General features: G+C 62.1%; 17 protein-coding genes and 2 pseudogenes. 18 read left to right on the top strand and 1 reads right to left on the bottom strand.

Annotated features, from left to right (window positions below):
* The first annotated feature begins 31 nt into the window (after positions 1 to 31).
* Genes AC1DE4_RS19505 through AC1DE4_RS19470 form a run of 8 tightly spaced genes read left to right on the top strand, consistent with a single transcriptional unit; the run spans position 32 to position 8,096 of the window.
* A complete protein-coding gene (locus AC1DE4_RS19505) occupies positions 32 to 763 on the top strand; it encodes a FadR/GntR family transcriptional regulator (RefSeq protein WP_026371801.1) in 732 nt (243 codons plus the stop codon).
* Positions 760 to 2,343, top strand: coding sequence for an ABC transporter substrate-binding protein (locus AC1DE4_RS19500; protein ID WP_018857271.1), 1,584 nt, complete (start codon positions 760 to 762; stop codon positions 2,341 to 2,343). The genes AC1DE4_RS19505 and AC1DE4_RS19500 overlap by 4 nt, the downstream gene beginning before the upstream one ends.
* A gap of 57 nt (positions 2,344 to 2,400) precedes the next feature.
* Positions 2,401 to 3,360, top strand: a complete 960-nt coding sequence (locus AC1DE4_RS19495) for an ABC transporter permease (protein ID WP_026371800.1) — start codon at positions 2,401 to 2,403, stop codon at positions 3,358 to 3,360.
* A gap of 2 nt (positions 3,361 to 3,362) precedes the next feature.
* Positions 3,363 to 4,238: an ABC transporter permease gene (locus AC1DE4_RS19490; RefSeq protein WP_018857269.1), complete on the top strand. Its 876-nt coding sequence runs from the start codon at positions 3,363 to 3,365 to the stop codon at positions 4,236 to 4,238.
* 20 nt (positions 4,239 to 4,258) lie between these two features.
* Entirely contained in the window at positions 4,259 to 5,179 is a 921-nt protein-coding gene (locus AC1DE4_RS19485) for a dihydrodipicolinate synthase family protein (protein ID WP_018857268.1), read from the top strand.
* Positions 5,180 to 5,184: 5 nt separating this feature from the next.
* Entirely contained in the window at positions 5,185 to 6,198 is a 1,014-nt protein-coding gene (locus tag AC1DE4_RS19480; protein WP_037089755.1) for an ABC transporter ATP-binding protein, read from the top strand.
* The gene (locus AC1DE4_RS19475; RefSeq protein WP_018117159.1) at positions 6,199 to 7,167 is read left to right on the top strand and encodes an ABC transporter ATP-binding protein; all 969 of its coding nucleotides are present in this window, start codon (positions 6,199 to 6,201) and stop codon (positions 7,165 to 7,167) included.
* Positions 7,164 to 8,096 (top strand): dihydrodipicolinate synthase family protein, encoded by a 933-nt coding sequence (locus AC1DE4_RS19470; protein ID WP_113471484.1) that lies wholly within the window; start codon positions 7,164 to 7,166, stop codon positions 8,094 to 8,096. The genes AC1DE4_RS19475 and AC1DE4_RS19470 overlap by 4 nt, the downstream gene beginning before the upstream one ends.
* Positions 8,097 to 8,217: 121 nt before the next feature.
* Here the strand turns inward: AC1DE4_RS19470 and AC1DE4_RS19465 are convergent, their stop codons facing one another.
* Positions 8,218 to 8,700: a BON domain-containing protein gene (locus AC1DE4_RS19465; protein ID WP_018857266.1), complete on the bottom strand. Its 483-nt coding sequence runs from the start codon at positions 8,698 to 8,700 to the stop codon at positions 8,218 to 8,220.
* A gap of 217 nt (positions 8,701 to 8,917) precedes the next feature.
* Between AC1DE4_RS19465 and AC1DE4_RS19460 the strand changes: the two genes are divergently transcribed.
* From AC1DE4_RS19460 to AC1DE4_RS19415, 10 genes and pseudogenes are all read left to right on the top strand, one after another.
* Positions 8,918 to 9,688, top strand: coding sequence for an SDR family NAD(P)-dependent oxidoreductase (locus AC1DE4_RS19460; RefSeq protein WP_018117156.1), 771 nt, complete (start codon positions 8,918 to 8,920; stop codon positions 9,686 to 9,688).
* Positions 9,689 to 10,048: 360 nt separating this feature from the next.
* Positions 10,049 to 11,383 (top strand): histidinol dehydrogenase, encoded by a 1,335-nt coding sequence (gene hisD / locus AC1DE4_RS19455; RefSeq protein WP_018857264.1) that lies wholly within the window; start codon positions 10,049 to 10,051, stop codon positions 11,381 to 11,383.
* 68 nt (positions 11,384 to 11,451) lie between these two features.
* On the top strand, positions 11,452 to 12,468 hold the full coding sequence (locus tag AC1DE4_RS19450) for an ABC transporter substrate-binding protein (RefSeq protein WP_018857263.1): 1,017 nt from the start codon (positions 11,452 to 11,454) through the stop codon (positions 12,466 to 12,468).
* Positions 12,469 to 12,493: 25 nt separating this feature from the next.
* A complete protein-coding gene (locus tag AC1DE4_RS19445; RefSeq protein WP_018117153.1) occupies positions 12,494 to 13,354 on the top strand; it encodes an ABC transporter permease in 861 nt (286 codons plus the stop codon).
* A gap of 1 nt (position 13,355) precedes the next feature.
* The gene (locus AC1DE4_RS19440; RefSeq protein WP_018857262.1) at positions 13,356 to 14,138 is read left to right on the top strand and encodes an ABC transporter ATP-binding protein; all 783 of its coding nucleotides are present in this window, start codon (positions 13,356 to 13,358) and stop codon (positions 14,136 to 14,138) included.
* 402 nt (positions 14,139 to 14,540) lie between these two features.
* Positions 14,541 to 15,314, top strand: a pseudogene (locus AC1DE4_RS19435) (NtaA/DmoA family FMN-dependent monooxygenase); the annotation flags it as partial.
* A gap of 145 nt (positions 15,315 to 15,459) precedes the next feature.
* Positions 15,460 to 16,305, top strand: coding sequence for an ABC transporter permease (locus AC1DE4_RS19430; protein WP_018857260.1), 846 nt, complete (start codon positions 15,460 to 15,462; stop codon positions 16,303 to 16,305).
* An 80-nt stretch (positions 16,306 to 16,385) separates the two neighbouring features.
* On the top strand, positions 16,386 to 17,360 hold the full coding sequence (locus AC1DE4_RS19425; RefSeq protein WP_409564071.1) for an ABC transporter substrate-binding protein: 975 nt from the start codon (positions 16,386 to 16,388) through the stop codon (positions 17,358 to 17,360).
* Between the two features lie 12 nt (positions 17,361 to 17,372).
* Positions 17,373 to 18,143 (top strand): ABC transporter ATP-binding protein, encoded by a 771-nt coding sequence (locus tag AC1DE4_RS19420; protein ID WP_018857258.1) that lies wholly within the window; start codon positions 17,373 to 17,375, stop codon positions 18,141 to 18,143.
* 70 nt (positions 18,144 to 18,213) lie between these two features.
* Positions 18,214 to 18,452 (top strand): annotated as a pseudogene (locus tag AC1DE4_RS19415) (LysR family transcriptional regulator); the annotation flags it as partial.
* Between the last annotated feature and the right edge of the window lie 16 nt (positions 18,453 to 18,468).

The raw sequence follows: 18,468 nt of genomic DNA, 5'->3' as shown, positions 1-18,468 counted from the left end.
GGCATCTGGAATTTCTGCAGCGAGACCCGGCATGCCCCTAAAGACCATGAAGCCTTTGACAAGAGCCCCCCTGCTGCATGTGTCCGTGCAGGAGAGCCTGCGTGCTTACATCAATGACAATGGCCTGAAGCCCGGAACCCTTTTGCCGGCAGAGAGCGAACTTGCGACCCAACTCGGCGTCAGCCGCAACTCCCTGCGAGAGGGCATCAAGGCGCTGGAATCCCTGGGCGTCCTGGAATCGCGCCGCGGCGTCGGAATCTTCGTGAAGGCCTTCTCGTTCGAGCCGCTGCTCGACAACCTTGCCTATGGCCTTGGCGGGGCGCTTCGCCAGATTGAGGAAGTGATCGAGATCCGCCGGACGCTCGAAGTCGGCCTGATCGGCAAGACCTTGGAGACGATCAGCAAGGACGACATTGCCGAGCTCCGCGCCACCGTCAACCGCATGAAAGCGCACGCCGAGCGCGGTGAATCCTTCGCCGAGGACGACCAGCTATTTCATCGTCTGCTCTTCCGCTGCCAGGAGAACGAAACGCTGAGCCGGCTAATCGACGTGTTCTGGCTCGCTTTCTACAAGGCCTCGGATTTCGTCAATCTCGATAACGTCGACCCGATGGCCACCTGGCGGGATCACGCCGCCATCGTCGATGCCGTCGAAGCCCGGGACCTGGAGGAGGCTCGCCGCCGCCTCGACCGCCACTACGAAGGCATCGCGCAGGTAATCACAAACAACAAGACAAGTTCAAATGTGGGAGGAACGCAATGAACACTCTGTCCCGACTTTCGGCGATCGCAATCGCCGCGATGATGGCAACAACAGTCGCGTCAGGCCTCACCCGCCCGGCGCAAGCCGCAACCCTGTCGGGCGGCTTCGACGTCGGGCCTGGCGGATTCCAAGGCAATTTCAATCCGCTTGCAGCCACCGCCGGCTTCACATGGCTCAGCATCTATTTCGAGCCGCTCGTGACTTACGATGCGAAGCTGCAGAAGCCGGTCGGCGTTCTTGCATCGTCCTATGAAGTGAGCCCCGACCAGCTGACCTACATGTTCAAGCTCGTCGACGCGAAGTGGCACGACGGAAAGCCGTTTACCGCCAAGGACGCCAAGTTCACGATGGAGCTTGCCAAGAACGCCAAGACCGGCTCCGTTCTCGCGGCCCGCCTGACGCCGGTTTCATCCGTCGAAGCTCCCGATGAGCACACGCTTGTTCTCAAACTCAGCGCCCCATCTGCAAGCCTCATGGATACGCTCACCAAGGTCATGATGCTGCCCGAGCATGCGCTCGCCGCAATACCGGCCGACCAGCTCGCCAAGAACCCATGGTGGTCGACGTCACCGATCGGCACCGGCGCATTCAAGTTCACCAAGTATGTCAACGACCAGTATGTCGAACTCGCCGCCAACACGGACTACCGCGGCGGGAAGCCGGCCCTGGAGAAGATCATCAATCGCTACTTCGCCGATCCGGCGGCGGCGATCGCCGCTCTTCGCGCCGGCGAAATCCAGTTCACCTATGTCGATTCCAATGAGGTCCCAACATTCAAGGAAGACAAGTCTTTCCGCGTGATCGAAGGCAATTCCTTCGTCGTCAACTATCTGGGATTCAATCATGAATCACCGATCTGGAAGGATTTGCGTGTTCGTCAGGCGGTGATGCGCGCCATCAACCGTGACGCAATCATCCAGAGTCTCTACGGCGGTGCTGCGAAGCCGGCCAATTGCGCCTATGTCGCTGACCAGCTCGTTCCGAAGGACATCGATCCCTATGCTTATGATCCGGAAAAGGCAAAAGCGCTCCTGAAGGAAGCTGGCTGGGACCAGATCAACGGCGGCAAGCCGATCACGCTCCTGACCTACTACACGACGCCCTTGGCGACCAATGTGCTGGCCGCCGTTCAGGCGATGCTGGCGCAGGTCGGCATTAACGTCGTGCCACGTGCCGTCGATGCGCCGACCTATAACAGCATCGTCCTGAAGCCGGACGCGGATATTTCGCAGTTTCAGCTGGTTTATGCCGGCCTGCAAAACGGACCGGACGCCGGCAGCATCAATGTCGGGCTAAACGAAAAGCAGATCCCGCCGGCCGGCCCGAACGTCGTTCGCGCCCGGATGCCCGATCTGACGGCCGCGCTCGATGCCGCCCTCGGCGAGCCAGACGCGGCAAAGCGCGACGGGCGCTATCAGCAGGTCTGCAAGGTCATGAACAGCCAGCTCCCGTGGGGCACGCTCTGGGTGGCAAACCGCTATGGCGTCGTCTCCACCAAGGTCAAGGATTTCGTCTGGACTCCCGCTCCCGGAGGCGGTCCCTACCAGGCCGATCCGCAGCGCTGGTCGATCGCCGAGTAAAGACCGCCCATTGGTACGAGGGGGTGGCATCTGCCACCCTTTCAGGACGGAGTTGCAATGCTGAGATACAGTCTCCGGCGCCTGGCGATTGGGATAGGCATGCTGCTTGCCTTGAGCATGCTGATTTTCCTTCTGCTGCGCCTCACCCCTGGCGATCCGATCGACGCCTATATCGATCCGAATATTCCCATGTCGCCAGCTGATTTGGCCGAGCTGCGCAGCAGGCTCGGTCTCGACCAGCCGCTGCCCGTACAATATCTGGCCTGGTTGCAGCAGGCCTTGGCCGGCAATCTCGGCTACTCGATCAAGCGGATGGATCAGTCGGTGCTCGGCCTCGTCTTGTCGCGGATCGGCCCCACCGTCCTATTGATGGGAACGGCTCTCGTCATCTCGATCATCGTCGGCATCGCCACCGGCATCGTCAGCGCCGTACGGCGCAACTCCTTCGCCGACCTCTCGTTTTCGGTACTTGCCCTCACAGGCATTTCCAGCCCGGCTTTCCTTAGCGCGTTGATCGGACTTTACGTCTTCGCGGTGCGGCTCAAATGGATGCCATCCGGCGGCATGCTGACGCCTGGCGAGGCCTTCTCGATCCTCGATCTGGTGCATCACCTGATCCTGCCTGCATCTCTTCTTGCGGTCGCTCAAGCGGCTCTGATCATGCGCTATATGCGCGCCTCCCTGCTTGAAGTGCTCAATCAGGATTATGTTCGTACGGCGCGGGCGAAGGGTGTCGTCGAGTTCTGGGTGATCGTCAAGCATGCCTTGCGCAATGCGCTGCTGCCTGTCGTTACGCTCATCGGCTCGACCATCGGCCTTGCCATCGGCGGCGCAATCTTCATCGAGAGCGTCTTCAACTGGCCGGGTATGGGCCTGCTGCTGGTCGATTCCGTCGAGACCCGCGACTACCCGGTCATCATGGGCGCGACGCTCATTATCGGAGCCTGCGTGATCGTCGTGAACCTTCTAACGGATATCACCTACGCGGTGATCGATCCGCGCATCAAGGTGGCGTAACTATGCTGGCCAGAACCCCTAGCCGCAGTCCCGGCCCCCTCGCCCGTGCACTCGACCGCTTCCTGATCAACCGCGCCGCCGTTTTCGGTGTCTGCCTGGCTGTTCCTGTCCTGGCAATGATCCTCACCTATCCCCTTTGGTGGAGCTTCAAGCCGAACGACATCGACCTGTTGGCGATGAACTCGGGCCCAAGCCTGAAACATTGGTTCGGTACCGATGGCGTCGGGCGCGATGTGTTTGCCCGCGTCATGGAAGGCGGCCGCATCTCGCTCCTCGTCGCTATTGCGTCGACGCTGCTGTCGGCCGTCATCGGCTTTCTCTTCGGTGCTGTCTCAGCCCTTGGCGGCCGCTGGGCCGACGCCGTGGGCATGCGGTTCGTCGACCTCGTGATGACGTTGCCGCCGGTGATTTTTCTCCTCGTGCTCGCCTCCATCGCCGGCACGGGCATCTGGCCGACGGTACTCGTCATCTCGTTGCTGTCCTGGCCACTTCTGGCGCGAATGGTGCGTGCACGGCTTCTGGAACTCCGTGAGCGTGACTTTGTCATCGCCGCTCGGGGAATGGGCGCCGGCCTGCCGCATCTCCTCTTCCGGCATGGCTTGCCGAATTCGATCGATATCCTTGTTGTCTACGCGACTTTGCAGATTGCCAACGCCATCCTGCTTGAAGCCGGACTTTCCTTCCTTGGCCTCGGCATCGCCCCGCCGGCCGCAAGCTGGGGCAACATGCTGAATGCTGCCCGGTCGACGGCGGTCCTCGAACAATATCCCTGGCAATGGCTGTTCCCGGGTGGGGCGCTCATCCTTGCCGTGCTTGCCATCAACTTCATCGGCGACGGTCTTCGGGACGCTTTTGACCCTCGTGCTGAACTAAACTGATCATCCGAAAGAAAGAGACAATGACGAAATTCAAAGGTGTAATTCCTCCGGTCGTGACGCCACTCAATGCGGATTTCACGGTCGACTATCCGTCCTACACGCGGGTCCTGGAGCACCTCATCGAGGGCGGCTGTCACGGTGTTTTCGTGCTCGGCTCGACAAGCGAAGTAATTTTCCACGATGACAAGACCCGCCGCGAGATCATCGAGCATTCGGCAAAGGTGGTGAATGGCCGCGTGCCCCTGATCGTCGGCGTCATCGATCCGACAACAGATCGCGTCATTCATCACGCTGACGTTGCCAAGCGTGCCGGCGCCGACGCCGTCGTTGCCACCGCGCCTTTCTATACTGTCACCAGCCAAGCCGAGATCCTCGACCATTTCCGCTTTATCCGCGACGCCGTCGACGTACCGCTCGTCGCCTACGACATTCCGGTCTGCGTTCACGTCAAGCTGCAGCGCCAGACGACGGTGACTTTGGCAAGAGAAGGCACGATCATCGGCCTCAAGGATTCGAGCGGCGATGACGGCAACTTCCGCTATGCCCTGCTCGATCTTGCCGATCAGCCGGACGTGTTCCTGATGACCGGCTCGGAGATTGTCGTCGACAACGCCCTGCTGATGGGCGCCCACGGCGTAGTCCCTGGCATCGCCAACGTCGATCCGCATGGTTACGTGCGCCTGTGGGATGCCGCCCAGCGTGGCGACTGGGTCGCCGCACGCAAGGAGCAGGAACGGCTTTGCCGGCTCTTCGAAATCGTCTGGGTTGCCCAGGGCCGCGTCAGCGGCGGCGCCTCCGGCATCGGTGGCTTCAAGACCGCGATGAAGAGCCTCGGCATCATCGACAACGCCGTCATGCCGCGCCCGCGAGCAGCGCTCGACGAAGCTGAAACAGCGAGGATCAACGAGATCCTGCGTGCAACCGGTCTGCTTCGCGGGTGATCTCCATGCAGTCAACCGAACCGATCCTCGCCATTCAGGGCCTCAAGACCATCTTCCGCATTCGCGGAGGCGATGTCACGGCTGTCAACGACGTCGACCTGACCGTCGGCGCGGGAGAGACCGTGGCCTTGGTGGGAGAATCGGGTTCGGGCAAATCGGTAACCAGCCTTTCCGTCATGCGACTTCTGACCCGCAACATCGGGTCGATAGCGGCAGGCAGCATCCGGCTGCGCCGAAAGGACGGATCCGGGTGTAATCTGGTTTCGCTGACGGAAGACGAGATGCGCGACATTCGCGGCGACGACATCGGCATGGTCTTCCAGGAGCCGATGTCCAGTCTCAATCCCGTCTATACGATTGGCGACCAGATCTCCGAGCCCATTCGCATTCATCGCGGAGCAAGCCGGAGAGTCGCGATGGCCAACGCGATTTCGCTGCTGGAGAGCGTCGGGATTCCAGACGCCAAACGTCGGGCTGGCCAGTATCCGCACGAGCTGTCCGGCGGCATGCGTCAACGTGCGACGATCGCCATGGCGCTTGCCTGCGATCCAACCTTACTGATTGCGGATGAGCCGACCACCGCACTTGACGTGACGATCCAGGCGCAGATCCTGGACCTGTTGCTGAAGCTCCAGCGCGAGCGCGGCATGGCCATACTGTTCGTCACGCACAATCTCGGCGTCGTCGCCCAGATCGCCCATCGCGTCGCCGTCATGTATACCGGCCGCATCGTCGAGGAAGGCCCGGTCGGCGAGGTCTTCAACAATCCAAAGCACCCGTACACGAAGGGCCTCCTCGCCTCGATGCCCCGGCCTGGCGATGCGACCCGGATGAAACAGTCGGGCGAAAAGCTCGCGGCCATCCCCGGTGTCGTTCCGAGCCTCATGAACATGCCTTCCGGCTGCGCCTTCGCACCGCGCTGCCAATTTGCAATCGAGGCCTGCGGGAAAGCGGTTCCGGCACTCGAAGCCGTCGGACCGCTTCATAAGAGCCGATGCATTCGCTGGCGGGAGATTTAGATGACCGAGCCTTTGCTTTCCGTTCGCGACCTGTCGAAAAGCTACGCATCCCACGGTACGCAGCTGACAATCCTGAAGGACATTTCCTTCGACATCGGTAAGGGTGAAGTCGTAGGGCTCGTCGGCGAATCCGGCAGTGGAAAAACGACAATCGGCCGCTCTGTCCTTCGCCTGGTCGAGCCGTCATCTGGCAACGTCCGCTTCGATGGCGTCGAACTGACCGGCCTTTCATCCACGGCGATGCGACGCATGCGTCCGCGCATGCAGTATATCTTCCAGGATCCCTTCGCCAGTCTCTCGCCGCGCATGACCATCGGTGAAATCCTGACCGAGGGCCTGAAAATCCAGCGCATCGGAACCCGCAAGGAACGGCTCGAACGCGCCCGTGTGGCTCTCGAACAGGTCGACTTGCCGGCAGAAGCGATCAATCGCTACGCGCACGAGTTCTCGGGCGGCCAGCGCCAGCGCATCGGCATTGCGCGAGCGCTGACCCTGGCCCCGGAACTGATTGTCGCCGACGAGCCGGTGTCGGCGCTCGACGTTTCCATTCAGGCGCAGGTCATAAACCTGCTGCGCGATCTGCAGCAGCGGCTCGGGCTGACCATGCTGTTCATCTCGCACGACCTGGCCGTCGTGGAGTACATCTGTGACCGGGTGATCGTCCTCTATCTCGGTCGCATCATGGAAATCGCGACGAGCAGCGATCTCTATGCCCGGCCGCAGCATCCCTATACGCGCGCGCTTCTCTCCGCCATTCCCTCCACGGATGTCGGCGCCAAACGCGACCGGCAGGTGCTGAGGGGTGAAATTCCAAGCCCCGCCAATCCTCCGAGCGGCTGTGTTTTCCGCACCCGCTGTCCGCACGCAATCGAAGCCTGCAGCCAGGCCGTTCCGGAGTTGCGGGAAGTCGCGCCGGGGCATCTCAAGGCGTGCATTCGCGACGACATACCTTTGGGAGCCATGCCTTGACGACGCAGAGACGACATTCGATCGCCGGCAATTGGGCGAGCCTTCTCCTGCCGCTCATGGGGAACGACGCGATCGATTTCGCGGCACTCGGCGAAGAGATCGACATCCTGATCGAAGCGGGGGTCGATGGCATCTATTCGAACGGTACGGCTGGCGAGTTCCACAATCAGACCGACGCCGAGTTCGAGAGGATCCAGATCACCCTCGCGGAGCGTTGCACGAGTGCCGGCATGCCCTTCGTGATCGGCGCTTGCCAGCCCGATCCGCACATCGCTCTGTCGCGTGTTGCACGCGCATCCGCTCTGAAGCCGCTGGCGATCCAGGTCATTCTGCCGGACTGGTGGCCGGTCACGGATGTTGAGGCAATCGATTTCCTGAAACGCGCGGCGAATGAGGCAGAGGCAATCCCCCTGATCCTCTACAATCCCCCACATGCCAAGCGGGCACTGTCGCCGCGCGATCTGGCTGCCATCTGCCGCCCGTTGCCTGCCGTCGTCGGCATCAAGCTCGCCGATGGCGATGCCGCTTGGTATGCCGCTGCCCGCGAATACCTTGACGAGTTCGCACTTTTCATTCCCGGCCATCACCTCGCGACCGGCATGAAACACGGCGTTGCCGCCGGCGCCTTTTCCAACGTGGCCTGTCTCAGCCCGCGCGGCGCCCAGTGGTGGACCGATTTGATGGCAGAAGACATCGACGCGGCGCTGGCGATCGAGAAGCGGATTTGCGCGTTCATGGACAGCCACATCGTTCCATTCCGCCAAACTTACGGCTATTCGAATGCCGCGCTCGACAAACTGCTCTGCGCAATCGGCGGCTGGGGCCCCGTCGGAACGGAGCTGCGCTGGCCATACCGCTCCATCGAGAAAGCCGAGGCAGACCGGCTCCGAGCGATCGCCCGAGCGGAGTTGCCCGAACTCTTCCGTTGAGCATGCGAAGATCCAACTTCAAGGACCGGACGGATTTCGCGGACCCTACGCACTGTGGCGCCAATGTATCTGACGGAAGAGCGCAAGCGCTCGACCGTCTGGATCTCGCCGTGCCATTTCGTCAATCGTCAGTCGGAATATGCGAGTCAGCCGCTATTGTCTCGATGTTGTTCCGGACATGCCGCACGCCATCGACAGCGAGTACCGCGAGTTCAACCTTGCGTGCCATTCCTATCGTTTCGACTTGTCCCTCAAGGGTCACGGTATGGCCGTCCGCGTGAACGTCAATACTGTCGATATCAAGGTCAGGGATGTTCTCGAGGTTCTCAGTCACCTTCGCTTCCAGTTCACCGCTGTCGTCGCGATCGATCATACCTGGGCGCAGCGAATCCTTGAGAGGATTCTCATTGCCATCCTCGTCCACACCGTCCACCCGGAAGCCACTATTGTCGTCTCGGCCGGAGTCATCTGAACCATAGGCGCGATTTGCCGAAGCGGCTCCTTTTGGCCCCTTATCGGCATAAGGCCAGCCTTCATCGATATTGCGCTCTTCGAGATCGCGATAGTCTTCTTCACGCGACAGTTCCTTGTCCTTCCCGGGCATGATGATCTCCATCGGTTGCGCTGTCTTGAAGAAACTCATCGGTCCCGAGATTGTTCAGGACCGGGTCCGGCGCTCAATGCCGGCGGGACACAATGGCACGCTGATCGCATCGCACTAGATATGGCGGCGAAAAGGTGATTGCATGGCGCCGTTTTCACAGGCTGCTTCGGCGCGTTGAGCCGGACGACGCAGAGCGCCGTTTGCGAAGGGAGCAGCAATGTCCGTATCATCTTTCAGCCTTGAGGGCCGTATCGCCGTCGTGACCGGTGCCAGCCGTGGGCTCGGCCAGGCGATCGCGCTGGCGCTTTCCGATGCAGGCGCGGATCTGTGTGTGACGGCGCGCGAGGAAGCTGCCCTTGCTGAGACCAGAGCGCGCATCGAGGCGCGCGGCAGGCGCTGTTATATTGCGGCCCAGGACGTGACCGACCTCGCGTCGATCGAAACGACCCTGTCAGCCTTTGAGGATTCGGCCGGCCATATCGACATTCTGGTCAACAACGCCGGCGTCGAGCAGGTGTCCCCGTCGCTGGATGTCCATGGCGAGCTCTGGGACCGGATCATCGACACCAACCTCAAGGGCTCCTTCTTCTGGGCACAAGCGACGGCCCGGCAGATGGCGCGGCAAGTCTCGGGCGGCAGCATCGTCAATCTCTGCTCACTAACTTCCTTCGTCGGCATTCCGACCGCGGTGCCCTACGGGGCATCGAAATCCGGACTGCTCGGGATGACGCGGGCGCTGGCCACGGAGTGGGCGGGAATGAACATCCGCGTCAACGCGATCGCGCCCGGTTATTTCCGTACCGCGATGACGGAGGACTTCTATCGTGACGAGGCCTGGCAGGCGCGCATGCTGGATCGGATCCCGCAACGCCGCTTCGGCGAAGCCGCCGACATCGGCGGCGCCGTGATTTTCCTCGCCAGCGACGCGTCCGCCTACATCACCGGCCACTGCCTTCCAGTCGACGGCGGTTTCCTTGCGTCAATCTGAGAGATCTTCCGCAGAACTCAGCCCTACGGCCGACCCTATCTGAACCGGTACGCGGCTTGCTCGGCTAATGAGTAGCGGGCGCCGCCGCCCAGGATCGGACTACCTTCCTGGCAATGCCGGCAGCAGCCTTTTGCATAAGTGTTTTCGCATGTTAGTGCCGTGGAGGCCAAACCGGTGCGAAGGGCAAGGCGGCTGCGGCGACGATCATGGAACACCTCGCAGCTGTGCGAAAAAGGCGTTGAAGGCGCCGATGGCGAGAGGTACGTACATAACGGCTACGGTGAAGCGCAGAGACCGCATGAGCGCAAAACCGTGCGAGGACTATCCGCGCCGTTTCCGGCGCAAACGAGGGCACCTGCAATGAGCGACGTTTCCTTTTACGACTATGCCAAGCTGAGTGCGGAGGCGAAAGCCAATCTCCTGCGCCGATCTGAGACCGATATTTCTGGTTTCATCGAAAAGGTGCGGCCGATCCTTGAGGCGGTGCGCGCTGAAGGCGACCGCGCGGTGGCGCGCTTCGGGCGGGAGCTCGACAAGGCCGACATCTCCGAGGATCGCATCAAGGTCAGCGAAGCCGAGTTCGACGCCGCCTTCAAGCTCGTCGATGACGCTGTCATCGACTCTATCAAGTTCAGCATCCAGAACATCCGCTCCTTCCACGAGGAGCAGAAGCCGCCGGCCATGTCGCTGAAGGAAATCCGGAACGGGGCCTTTGCCGGTGACCGGTTTACGCCGATCCGGTCCGTGGCACTCTACGTGCCGCGCGGCAAGGGCTCGTTTCCGTCAGTGACGATGATGACTTCGGTGCCGGCCGTGGTCGCAGGTGTTCCCGAGCTTGCCATCGTCACGCCACCGGCACCTGATGGCACGGTGGACGCGGCAACGCTGGTGGCCGCCCGCCTTGCCGGCGTCGAAACGGTCTACAAGGTCGGCGGCGCACAGGCGGTTGCGGCCGTCGCTTACGGCACGGAGACGATCAAGCCGGCGCTCAAGATCGTCGGTCCCGGCAGCCCTTGGGTGGTCGCGGCCAAGCGCAGCCTTGCCGGCGTCATCGACACCGGCCTGCCCGCCGGCCCCTCGGAAGCCATGATCTTCGCCGACGATACCGTGCATGGCGGCCTTGCGGCACTCGATCTCTTGATCGAGGCCGAGCATGGGCCGGACTCCTCCGCCTATCTCGTCACCCACAGTCGCCGCGTCGCGGAAGAGGCGCTCGCGGCCCTGCCGCAGCATTGGGCGCGGATGACCGAACAGCGCGTCGCCTTTTCCCGGACGGTCCTCTCGGGCACCTGCGGCGGCATCGTGCTGACTTCGTCGCTCGAAGAGAGCTACGAAGTCGTGAACGCCTTCGCGCCCGAGCACCTGGAAATCCTGTCGCGCGACGCCTTCGCCCATCTCGGCCATATCACCGAGGCCGCCGAAATACTGCTCGGCCTCCACACGCCTGTCAGCATTGCCAACTTCTGCCTGGGGCCGAACGCCGTGTTGCCCACGAGCCGCTGGGCGCGCACCTTCGGGCCGCTCTCGGTCACCGATTTCGTCAAGCGCAGTTCGATCGGCTACGTCACGGCGCCGGCATATCCTGAGTTTGCCCAACATGCCCACCGGCTCGCCGTCTACGAGGGCTTCTCCTCGCATGCCCACGCGGTCTCGCCGGTCCGCGACGCCTATCTGCGAAGGGATGGCGAACGCTGAAGATAGATAGCAGTGGCGTTGCCGATTATGCCTAAATCAACAACTCAAAGGACAAAGAGAGGGTAACCATGACAGACCAATCCATCAGACACCAATTCTCTCGCCTCGCCTTCGCCGTCGGCCTCGTCGGGCTGCTGACGCAGGCGCTGCCTGCCGGTGCGGCCGACATTCCAGCCAAGCCGGAGGCGGGCAGCTTCAAGCTCGGCATCGAGCCCTGGCTCGGCTACGGCCAGTGGCACGTGGCAGCCGCCAAGGATCTCTTCAAGAAGCAGAACCTCGAAGACGTCCAGATCGTCAATTTCACCGAGGACAAGGACATCAACGCAGCGCTGGCGAGCGGCCAGCTTGATGCGGCCAACATCGCCACCCACACCGCCATGGCGATGGTCGCCGCAGGCCTGCCTGTCAAGATCGTCTCGCTCCTCGATTTCAGCCTCTCGGCCGACGCGATCCTCGCCGGCGGTGACATCAAGAGCGTGGAAGACCTGAAGGGCAAGAACATCGCCTTCGAAGAAGGAACGACGAGCGACATCCTCCTCAACTACGCGCTGGCCAGCCACGGCCTCACCATCGATGACATCACCCGCGTGCCGATGCCGGCCGCCGATGCGGGCTCGGCGCTGATTGCCGGCCGCGTCCCCGTTGCCGTCACCTACGAGCCCTATATCTCCGCCGCCCGCGCCCAGGACAAGAACATCAAGATGCTCTTCGAGGCCGGCAAGGATCCGGGCCTCGTCTCGGACGTCTTCGTGGTGCGCGAGGAAGTGCTGAAGTCGAAGCCAGGCCAAGTGCTGGCGATGCTGAAGGCCTGGGACGCCGCGCTCGCCGACTACAAGGCCAACACGGCGGAAGACCGGACGATCATCGCCAAGGCAGTCGGCGCCTCGCCGGAAGATCTCGCGACCGCCTTCGACGGCGTGCAGTATTACTCGACCGCTGAAGCAGCAAAGGCCTTTGCCGGCGACTTCACCAGCAGGACCTTCGGCGACGTGCTCAAGGCGGCCAAGCAGGCTGGCATTCTGACCGCCGACGTATCGGCCGAGAAGATCATTGATCCCTCCTTCGTCGACGCTGCCAACAAGTAGCGGCGCTTCAAGAAACGGATAAGCCATGTCTGCTCCCGAAGCCTCCTCCACATCCAAGGGCGGCTCCCGAGCGCAACCGCGCGCGGGCGTCGGCCGACCGCCGAGCGCCTTCCGCATCGGCGATCCGCTCGGCGCGCACGCGTTCGTGGCGATTGCAGTCTGCGTCTTTGTGCTGCTCTTTGCGTTGTGGTGGGCGGCGACGGGGACGGGCTGGGTCAAGCCGATCTTCCTGCCGCACCCTGGCGCTGTTCTTTCCAAGATGGTGGAACTGGCGCTGGACGGTACGCTCTTAAGCGACGCCGGCGTCAGCCTTTACCGTATGGCGGTCGGCTTCGCGCTCGCCTCGGCGATGGCGATTCCGATCGGCATCATGATCGGCTGCTTCAAGACCTGGGAAGCGGCGATCGAACCCTTCGTCGATTTCGTGCGCTACATGCCGGTCGTAGCCTTCGTGCCGCTGACCATCCTGTGGGCCGGCACCGGCGATATTCAGAAATTCGTGATCATCTGGATCGGCACCTTCTTCCAGCAGGTGCTGATGGTGATGGACTGCGTCAAGCGCGTGCCGCCCGATTTCGTCGGGCTCGGGCGCACGCTCGGCCTCTCGGAAACGCGCATTCTGACACGCATCGTGCTGCCCTCGTCGCTGCCCGGCATCTGGGATACGCTGCGCATCAGCCTCGGCTGGGCTTGGACCTGGCTGGTGCTCGCGGAACTGGTCGCCGCCACGTCGGGGCTGGGATACCGCATCGTCGTCTCGCAACGCTATTTCCAGACGCAGACGATCATCGGCTACATCCTTCTGCTTGGCGTGCTCGGCCTGATCACCGACCAGAGCATGAAGGCGCTGGAGCGCGTCCTCTTCCGTTATGCGTCGAGGCATTGAGATGAGCGAGCCGAAACTGAAGCTACAGTCCCTCAACAAGTGGTACGGTTCGAAGAAGAACCGCATGCACGCACTGAGCGACATCGACCTGGAACTGGCCGATAACGAATTCGTCTCACTGGTTGGCGCGTCCGGCTGCGGCAAGAGCACGCTCCTGTCGATCGTCGCGGGCCTGCAGGGCTTCGACGACGGCGTGCTCCTGACGGACGGGGTGCCGATCGTCGGACCGGGCCTCGACCGCGGGGTCGTCTTCCAATCCTATACGCTTCTGCCCTGGCTGACGGCGCAGCAGAACGTGGAATTCGCGCTGAGCGCCGCGGGGCTCACGGGTGCGGAGTGCCGCGACGTCGCGCGCCACCATATCGAGTTGGTGAAACTCGGTCGCTTCGCCGACAGCTTTCCCTCCGAACTCTCCGGCGGCATGAAGCAGCGCGTGGCGATCGCTAGGGCCTTGTCTTATCGGCCCAAGATGCTGCTGATGGACGAGCCGTTCGGCGCACTCGATGCCCTCACCCGCCACCAGATGCAGGAGCTTCTGACCCAGATCTGGGAAGAGCACCGCCTGACCGTGCTCTTCGTCACCCACGACGTCGAGGAGGCCGTCTACCTTTCGGACCGGATCGTCGCCATGAGCATCAATCCCGGCCGCATCAACGCGACCTTCCACGTCGGCCTCGCCCGGCCACGGCATCAGGACATGATCGCCACGCCGGACTTCATCGCCCTGCAGAAGGACGTGCTCGCCGCCATCCGCGCCGGATCACAACAGGACGACGGCCACTGATCTCGTTCGCGGTGCTTTGTCGAGCATCGGACGGGGGACGAACCAGCAGGGTCAGGGCCCGCCGTCCTTACCCGCGCGGCTCCAATCGCCGATGAACCCTCTTTGGCGCGGCGTATCGGTTCCAGACCTCTCGGCGTCTTCGCCTAATCGGCGACCGATCAATGTCGGCGACGTGTCAGCGCAATGCGAGACAACTGCCTCCTTCCAACTTCTCGTCTGACGGCAGGAGCGCGTGGTAGTGGAAAACCATTGCAGGGAGCCTTCCGAGGAAAAATCTTTCACCCTATGACCGCACACACGAAAAAATAAAATCTATGTAATCTATATACTATGTGCCAGTCTTTCCCGACTTGCCCGCCTGCCCGTCCGGCAGCAGCGTGAAGCAGCAACGGGAGATTGAAAATGACGCGACAGATCAAGCTTGGTGCATTCCTTCCCGGTGGCGGGCAGCACATTGCGTCCTGGCGTCATCCGGATCAGCCGCTCGACGGGGCGACGAGCCTGAAGTTTCACATCGAGCTTGCGCAGGCGGCCGAACGTGGTCTTTTCGATGCCTATTTCCTGGCGGACGGGCTGGCGGTGGCTTTCGGCGGCGGCATCGAAGGCGGCAATGCAAAGGTAGCCGGGTTCGAGCCCGTCACGCTGTTTTCAGCCCTGGCGCCCTTCACCGAAAATCTCGGTTTCATAGCGACGGCGTCAACCACTTACGAGGAACCCTATTCGGTCGCCCGCAAATTCGCTTCGCTCGACCTGATCTCCGGCGGGCGCGCCGGATGGAACGTGGTGACCACCGCAACCGAAGCCGCGGCACGGAATTTCAACCTCGACAAGCAAATCCCTCATGCCGCACGCTACCGCCGGGCCGAAGAGCATCTCGCGGTGGTGAAGAAGCTTTGGGAAAGTTTCGAGGATGACGCCTTTATCCGCGACCGCGAAAGCGGTGTCTATTTCGATGTTGACAAGGTGCATCGCACCAATCATCGCGGCGAGCACTTTTCCGTCGAGGGGCCGCTCAATGTTCCGCGTTCGCAACAGGGACATCCGGTGATCGTGCAGGCCGGACAATCCGATGACGGGCGCGGACTTGCGGCGGCGACCGCCGAAGTCATCTTCACGGCACATCAGAAGCTCGAAAGCGCGCGGGAATTCTACCGGGATGTCAAGAACCGTGCCCGCGCCTGCAGCGCCGCGGGCTGTTCCGGACTGCTTATGAAGGCAAGACGCTGCGCGAAAATCTCGGGCTGCCATTTCCCCACACGAGGTGGAGTGCCGCCTACACCGAAGCCGCCGAATAAGCGAAACCGCAAAAGGAGCACTGGCCATGGCCCTGGATACGGAACAGCAGATCGCCCTGCAGAGCTATAACATCACCTCTTTCTGGCGGCAGAAGCCGGTGCGGGAGGCCCTGGCATTCTTGCGCAATTTCCTGTCGCGCTATGGTCTGCTGATTGTCTTTGCGCTCTTTTGGGAGATCGCACCGTCGCTCGGTTGGACCAATCCGGCTGTGTTGCCGCCGCTGGGCGCGATTTTGCGGGCCCTCTGGAACGGCGTTACCGTCGGCACCTTCTCCGGCGACATTCTCATCAGCCTGCAGCGCGCGGGCACAGCCTTTGGCGCGGCAGTCGGCGTCGGCATTCCGCTCGGCCTGTTCATGGGGCATATCCGGATCATCGAGCGCAGCCTCGATCCCATCCTGCAACTGTTCCGCCAGACCTCGGCGCTCGCGCTTTATCCGGTCTTCATCCTGCTGCTCGGTCTCGGCGAAACCTCGAAGATCTTCGTGATCTTCTGGGCGACGCTCTTCCCGATCCTGCTCGCCACCATCGGCGGCGTGAAGCAGGTGGATCCGAAGTTGATCGAGATGGCACGCGTCTATGGCACCAAGCCGCTCACCGTCTTCCGCCGTGTGGTTTTGCCGGCGGCCCTGCCGCAAATCTTCGTGGGCCTTCGACTCAGCGCCACGACCGCACTTCTGCTGCTCATCGCCGCCGAAATGATCGGCGCCAATTCCGGCATCGGCTTTCAGGTGATGAACGCCCAATACAACTTCCAGATTCCATTGATGTTCGCCGCCATCCTTTTGCTCGCCCTCCTCGGTCTGTCGGCGAATTTCATTCTGGAGACCCTGCAGGCCCGGCTCTGCCGCTGGTCCAAGGTCAAGAACTGATCATCCGCATATCTCAGCCCTTCCACTCCAAACTTTCCACGGAGACTAACATGCAGATTTCCCGTCGCTCCTTCGGCCGCATGGCCGCCGCCGCTAGCCTTCTCCTCGCGGGCACGGCTGGCACCGTCTTCGCAGCCGAGCCCGAGCAGGTCACCATTCGCTATCTCGCAAGCCAAGGCGGCCTTTCCGGTCACGAGCTTGCCGAAGCACTCGGCTATTTCAAGGATACGGGCATCACCTTCAAGAATGTCGGCTATGCCCAGGGCGGGCCTGCCTCGCTCTTCGCGCTGGCTTCCGGCGACGTCGAACTCGGCAGCGCGGCGACGGCCGCCGTACTGAACTCGATTGCTGGCGGCAATGATTTCGTCGCCGCCTATGCGTCGAACGGCATCAACAAGACCACCGAGAGCATTTTCTACACGCTTGAAGGCAACCCGATCAAATCCATCAAGGATCTCGCCGGCAAGACGATCGCTGTCAACACGCTTGGCGCCCACCTCGACTATACCGTACGCGAGGCGCTCCACTCCGTCGGCCTGCCGGAAAACGCCGCCAAGCTCGTGGTCGTGCCCGGCCCGCAGCTGGAACAGGTCCTGCGCTCAAAGCAGGTCGACATTTCGGCTTTCGGCTATTGGCAGAAGACTTTTGAAGGCGCCGCCCTGAAGAACGGCCCCCTTCAGAAGGTTTTCGGTGACACGGATGTTCTCGGCGAAATCGCCGGCGGCTTTGTCGTGCTGCGCCGCGACTGGATCAAGCAGCATCCGGCCGCCGCCAAGACCTTCGTCGAGAAGTCGCAGGCCGCGCTCGAATATGCCCGCCTCCATCCCGAGGAAACGAAAGCTGTCATCGCCAAGGTTCTTGCCTCGCGCAACGAGAACCCTGATATCGCGCAGTATTTCACCGGTTACGGCGTGCGCGAGGGCGGCAAGGCCGTTCCACGCGACTTGCAATTCTGGATCGACATCCTCGCCCGCGGCGGCGTCCTGCAGCCGGGACAGCTGAAGGCCGAGGATATTCTTTACGATCCGGCGAACTTCGCCGTCGCCGCGAATTGAGGAAGCAGACAGATGGCACTCGCTGAACTTGCCACGCGTGGAGAGGTGACGATCCGGAACCTTTCCAAATCCTTCTCGATCAACGGGCGCCATCTCAATGTGCTCCAAGCGGTCAATAACCAGATTCGCGCCGGTGAGAGTCTGGCTATTGTCGGAGCCTCTGGCTCCGGCAAGACGACCCTGCTCAGGGTTCTCGCCGGCCTCGAAGAGGCCGACCGAGGCGAGGTATTGATCGACGGTCAGCCGGTCCATGGTGTGGGCACCGATCGTGCCGTGATCTTTCAGGAGCCACGGCTTCTCCCTTGGCTGAGCGTGCTCGACAACGTCGCCTTTCCGCTGGAAAACCGCGGATTGCGAAAAGCAGAGGCTCGGGATCGCGCCCGACACTACGTGGAACTCGTCGGTCTCGGCGATTTCACCGAGGCGCTGCCGGCCCAGCTCTCGGGAGGCATGGCGCAGCGTGTCGGCATCGCAAGGGCGCTAGCGGTGAAACCGGAAATTCTGCTTCTCGACGAGCCCTTCGGCGCGCTTGATGCCATGACCAAGATCACGATGCAGGAAGAGCTGGCGCGCATCTGGCGGGAGGAAAAGGTCACCATGATCCTGGTAACCCACGATCTCGAGGAGGCCGTCTACCTTGCCGACCGGGTCCTCATTCTCGCCAAGGAGAAAGGCGGCCGCACACGCGAGATCGACATCGACCTGCCACGCCCACGTAACCGGAGCGAGGCGCGTTTCGTCAAGTTCCGCGAGCAACTCTTGAACGAGTTCGGGCTGCACTGACCGCGGGCCTGGAACACAAACAGAAGAACGTTATCCAGCAGATCAGCGACCGTGCGGCGAACGCCGTCCGCCCACGATCGAGGCCGAGGGTCGGGAGGCTGTTCGCGAGATCGTTGCGGCCGGCGGCTGTGTTGGTTTGTTTCCCGGGCCGAGTTTGGACGGGGCCGATGCTTTGTTCCTTTGGAAATCGTGGGGGCCGACGACATGCTTATGGACGAGGCCCTGATCTGTCTCAAGGAGCGAACCGGAGCCAAGCCAGTCAACGCCTTCTTCAAGATCGCGCGGTCGGAGGACCTCGTCAAACATTGATGAAGGCGGGTGCCGG

The sequence above is a fragment of the Rhizobium sp. 10N414 genome (genome assembly GCF_056394785.1).
This window is presented reverse-complemented; position numbering and strand designations above follow the sequence as displayed.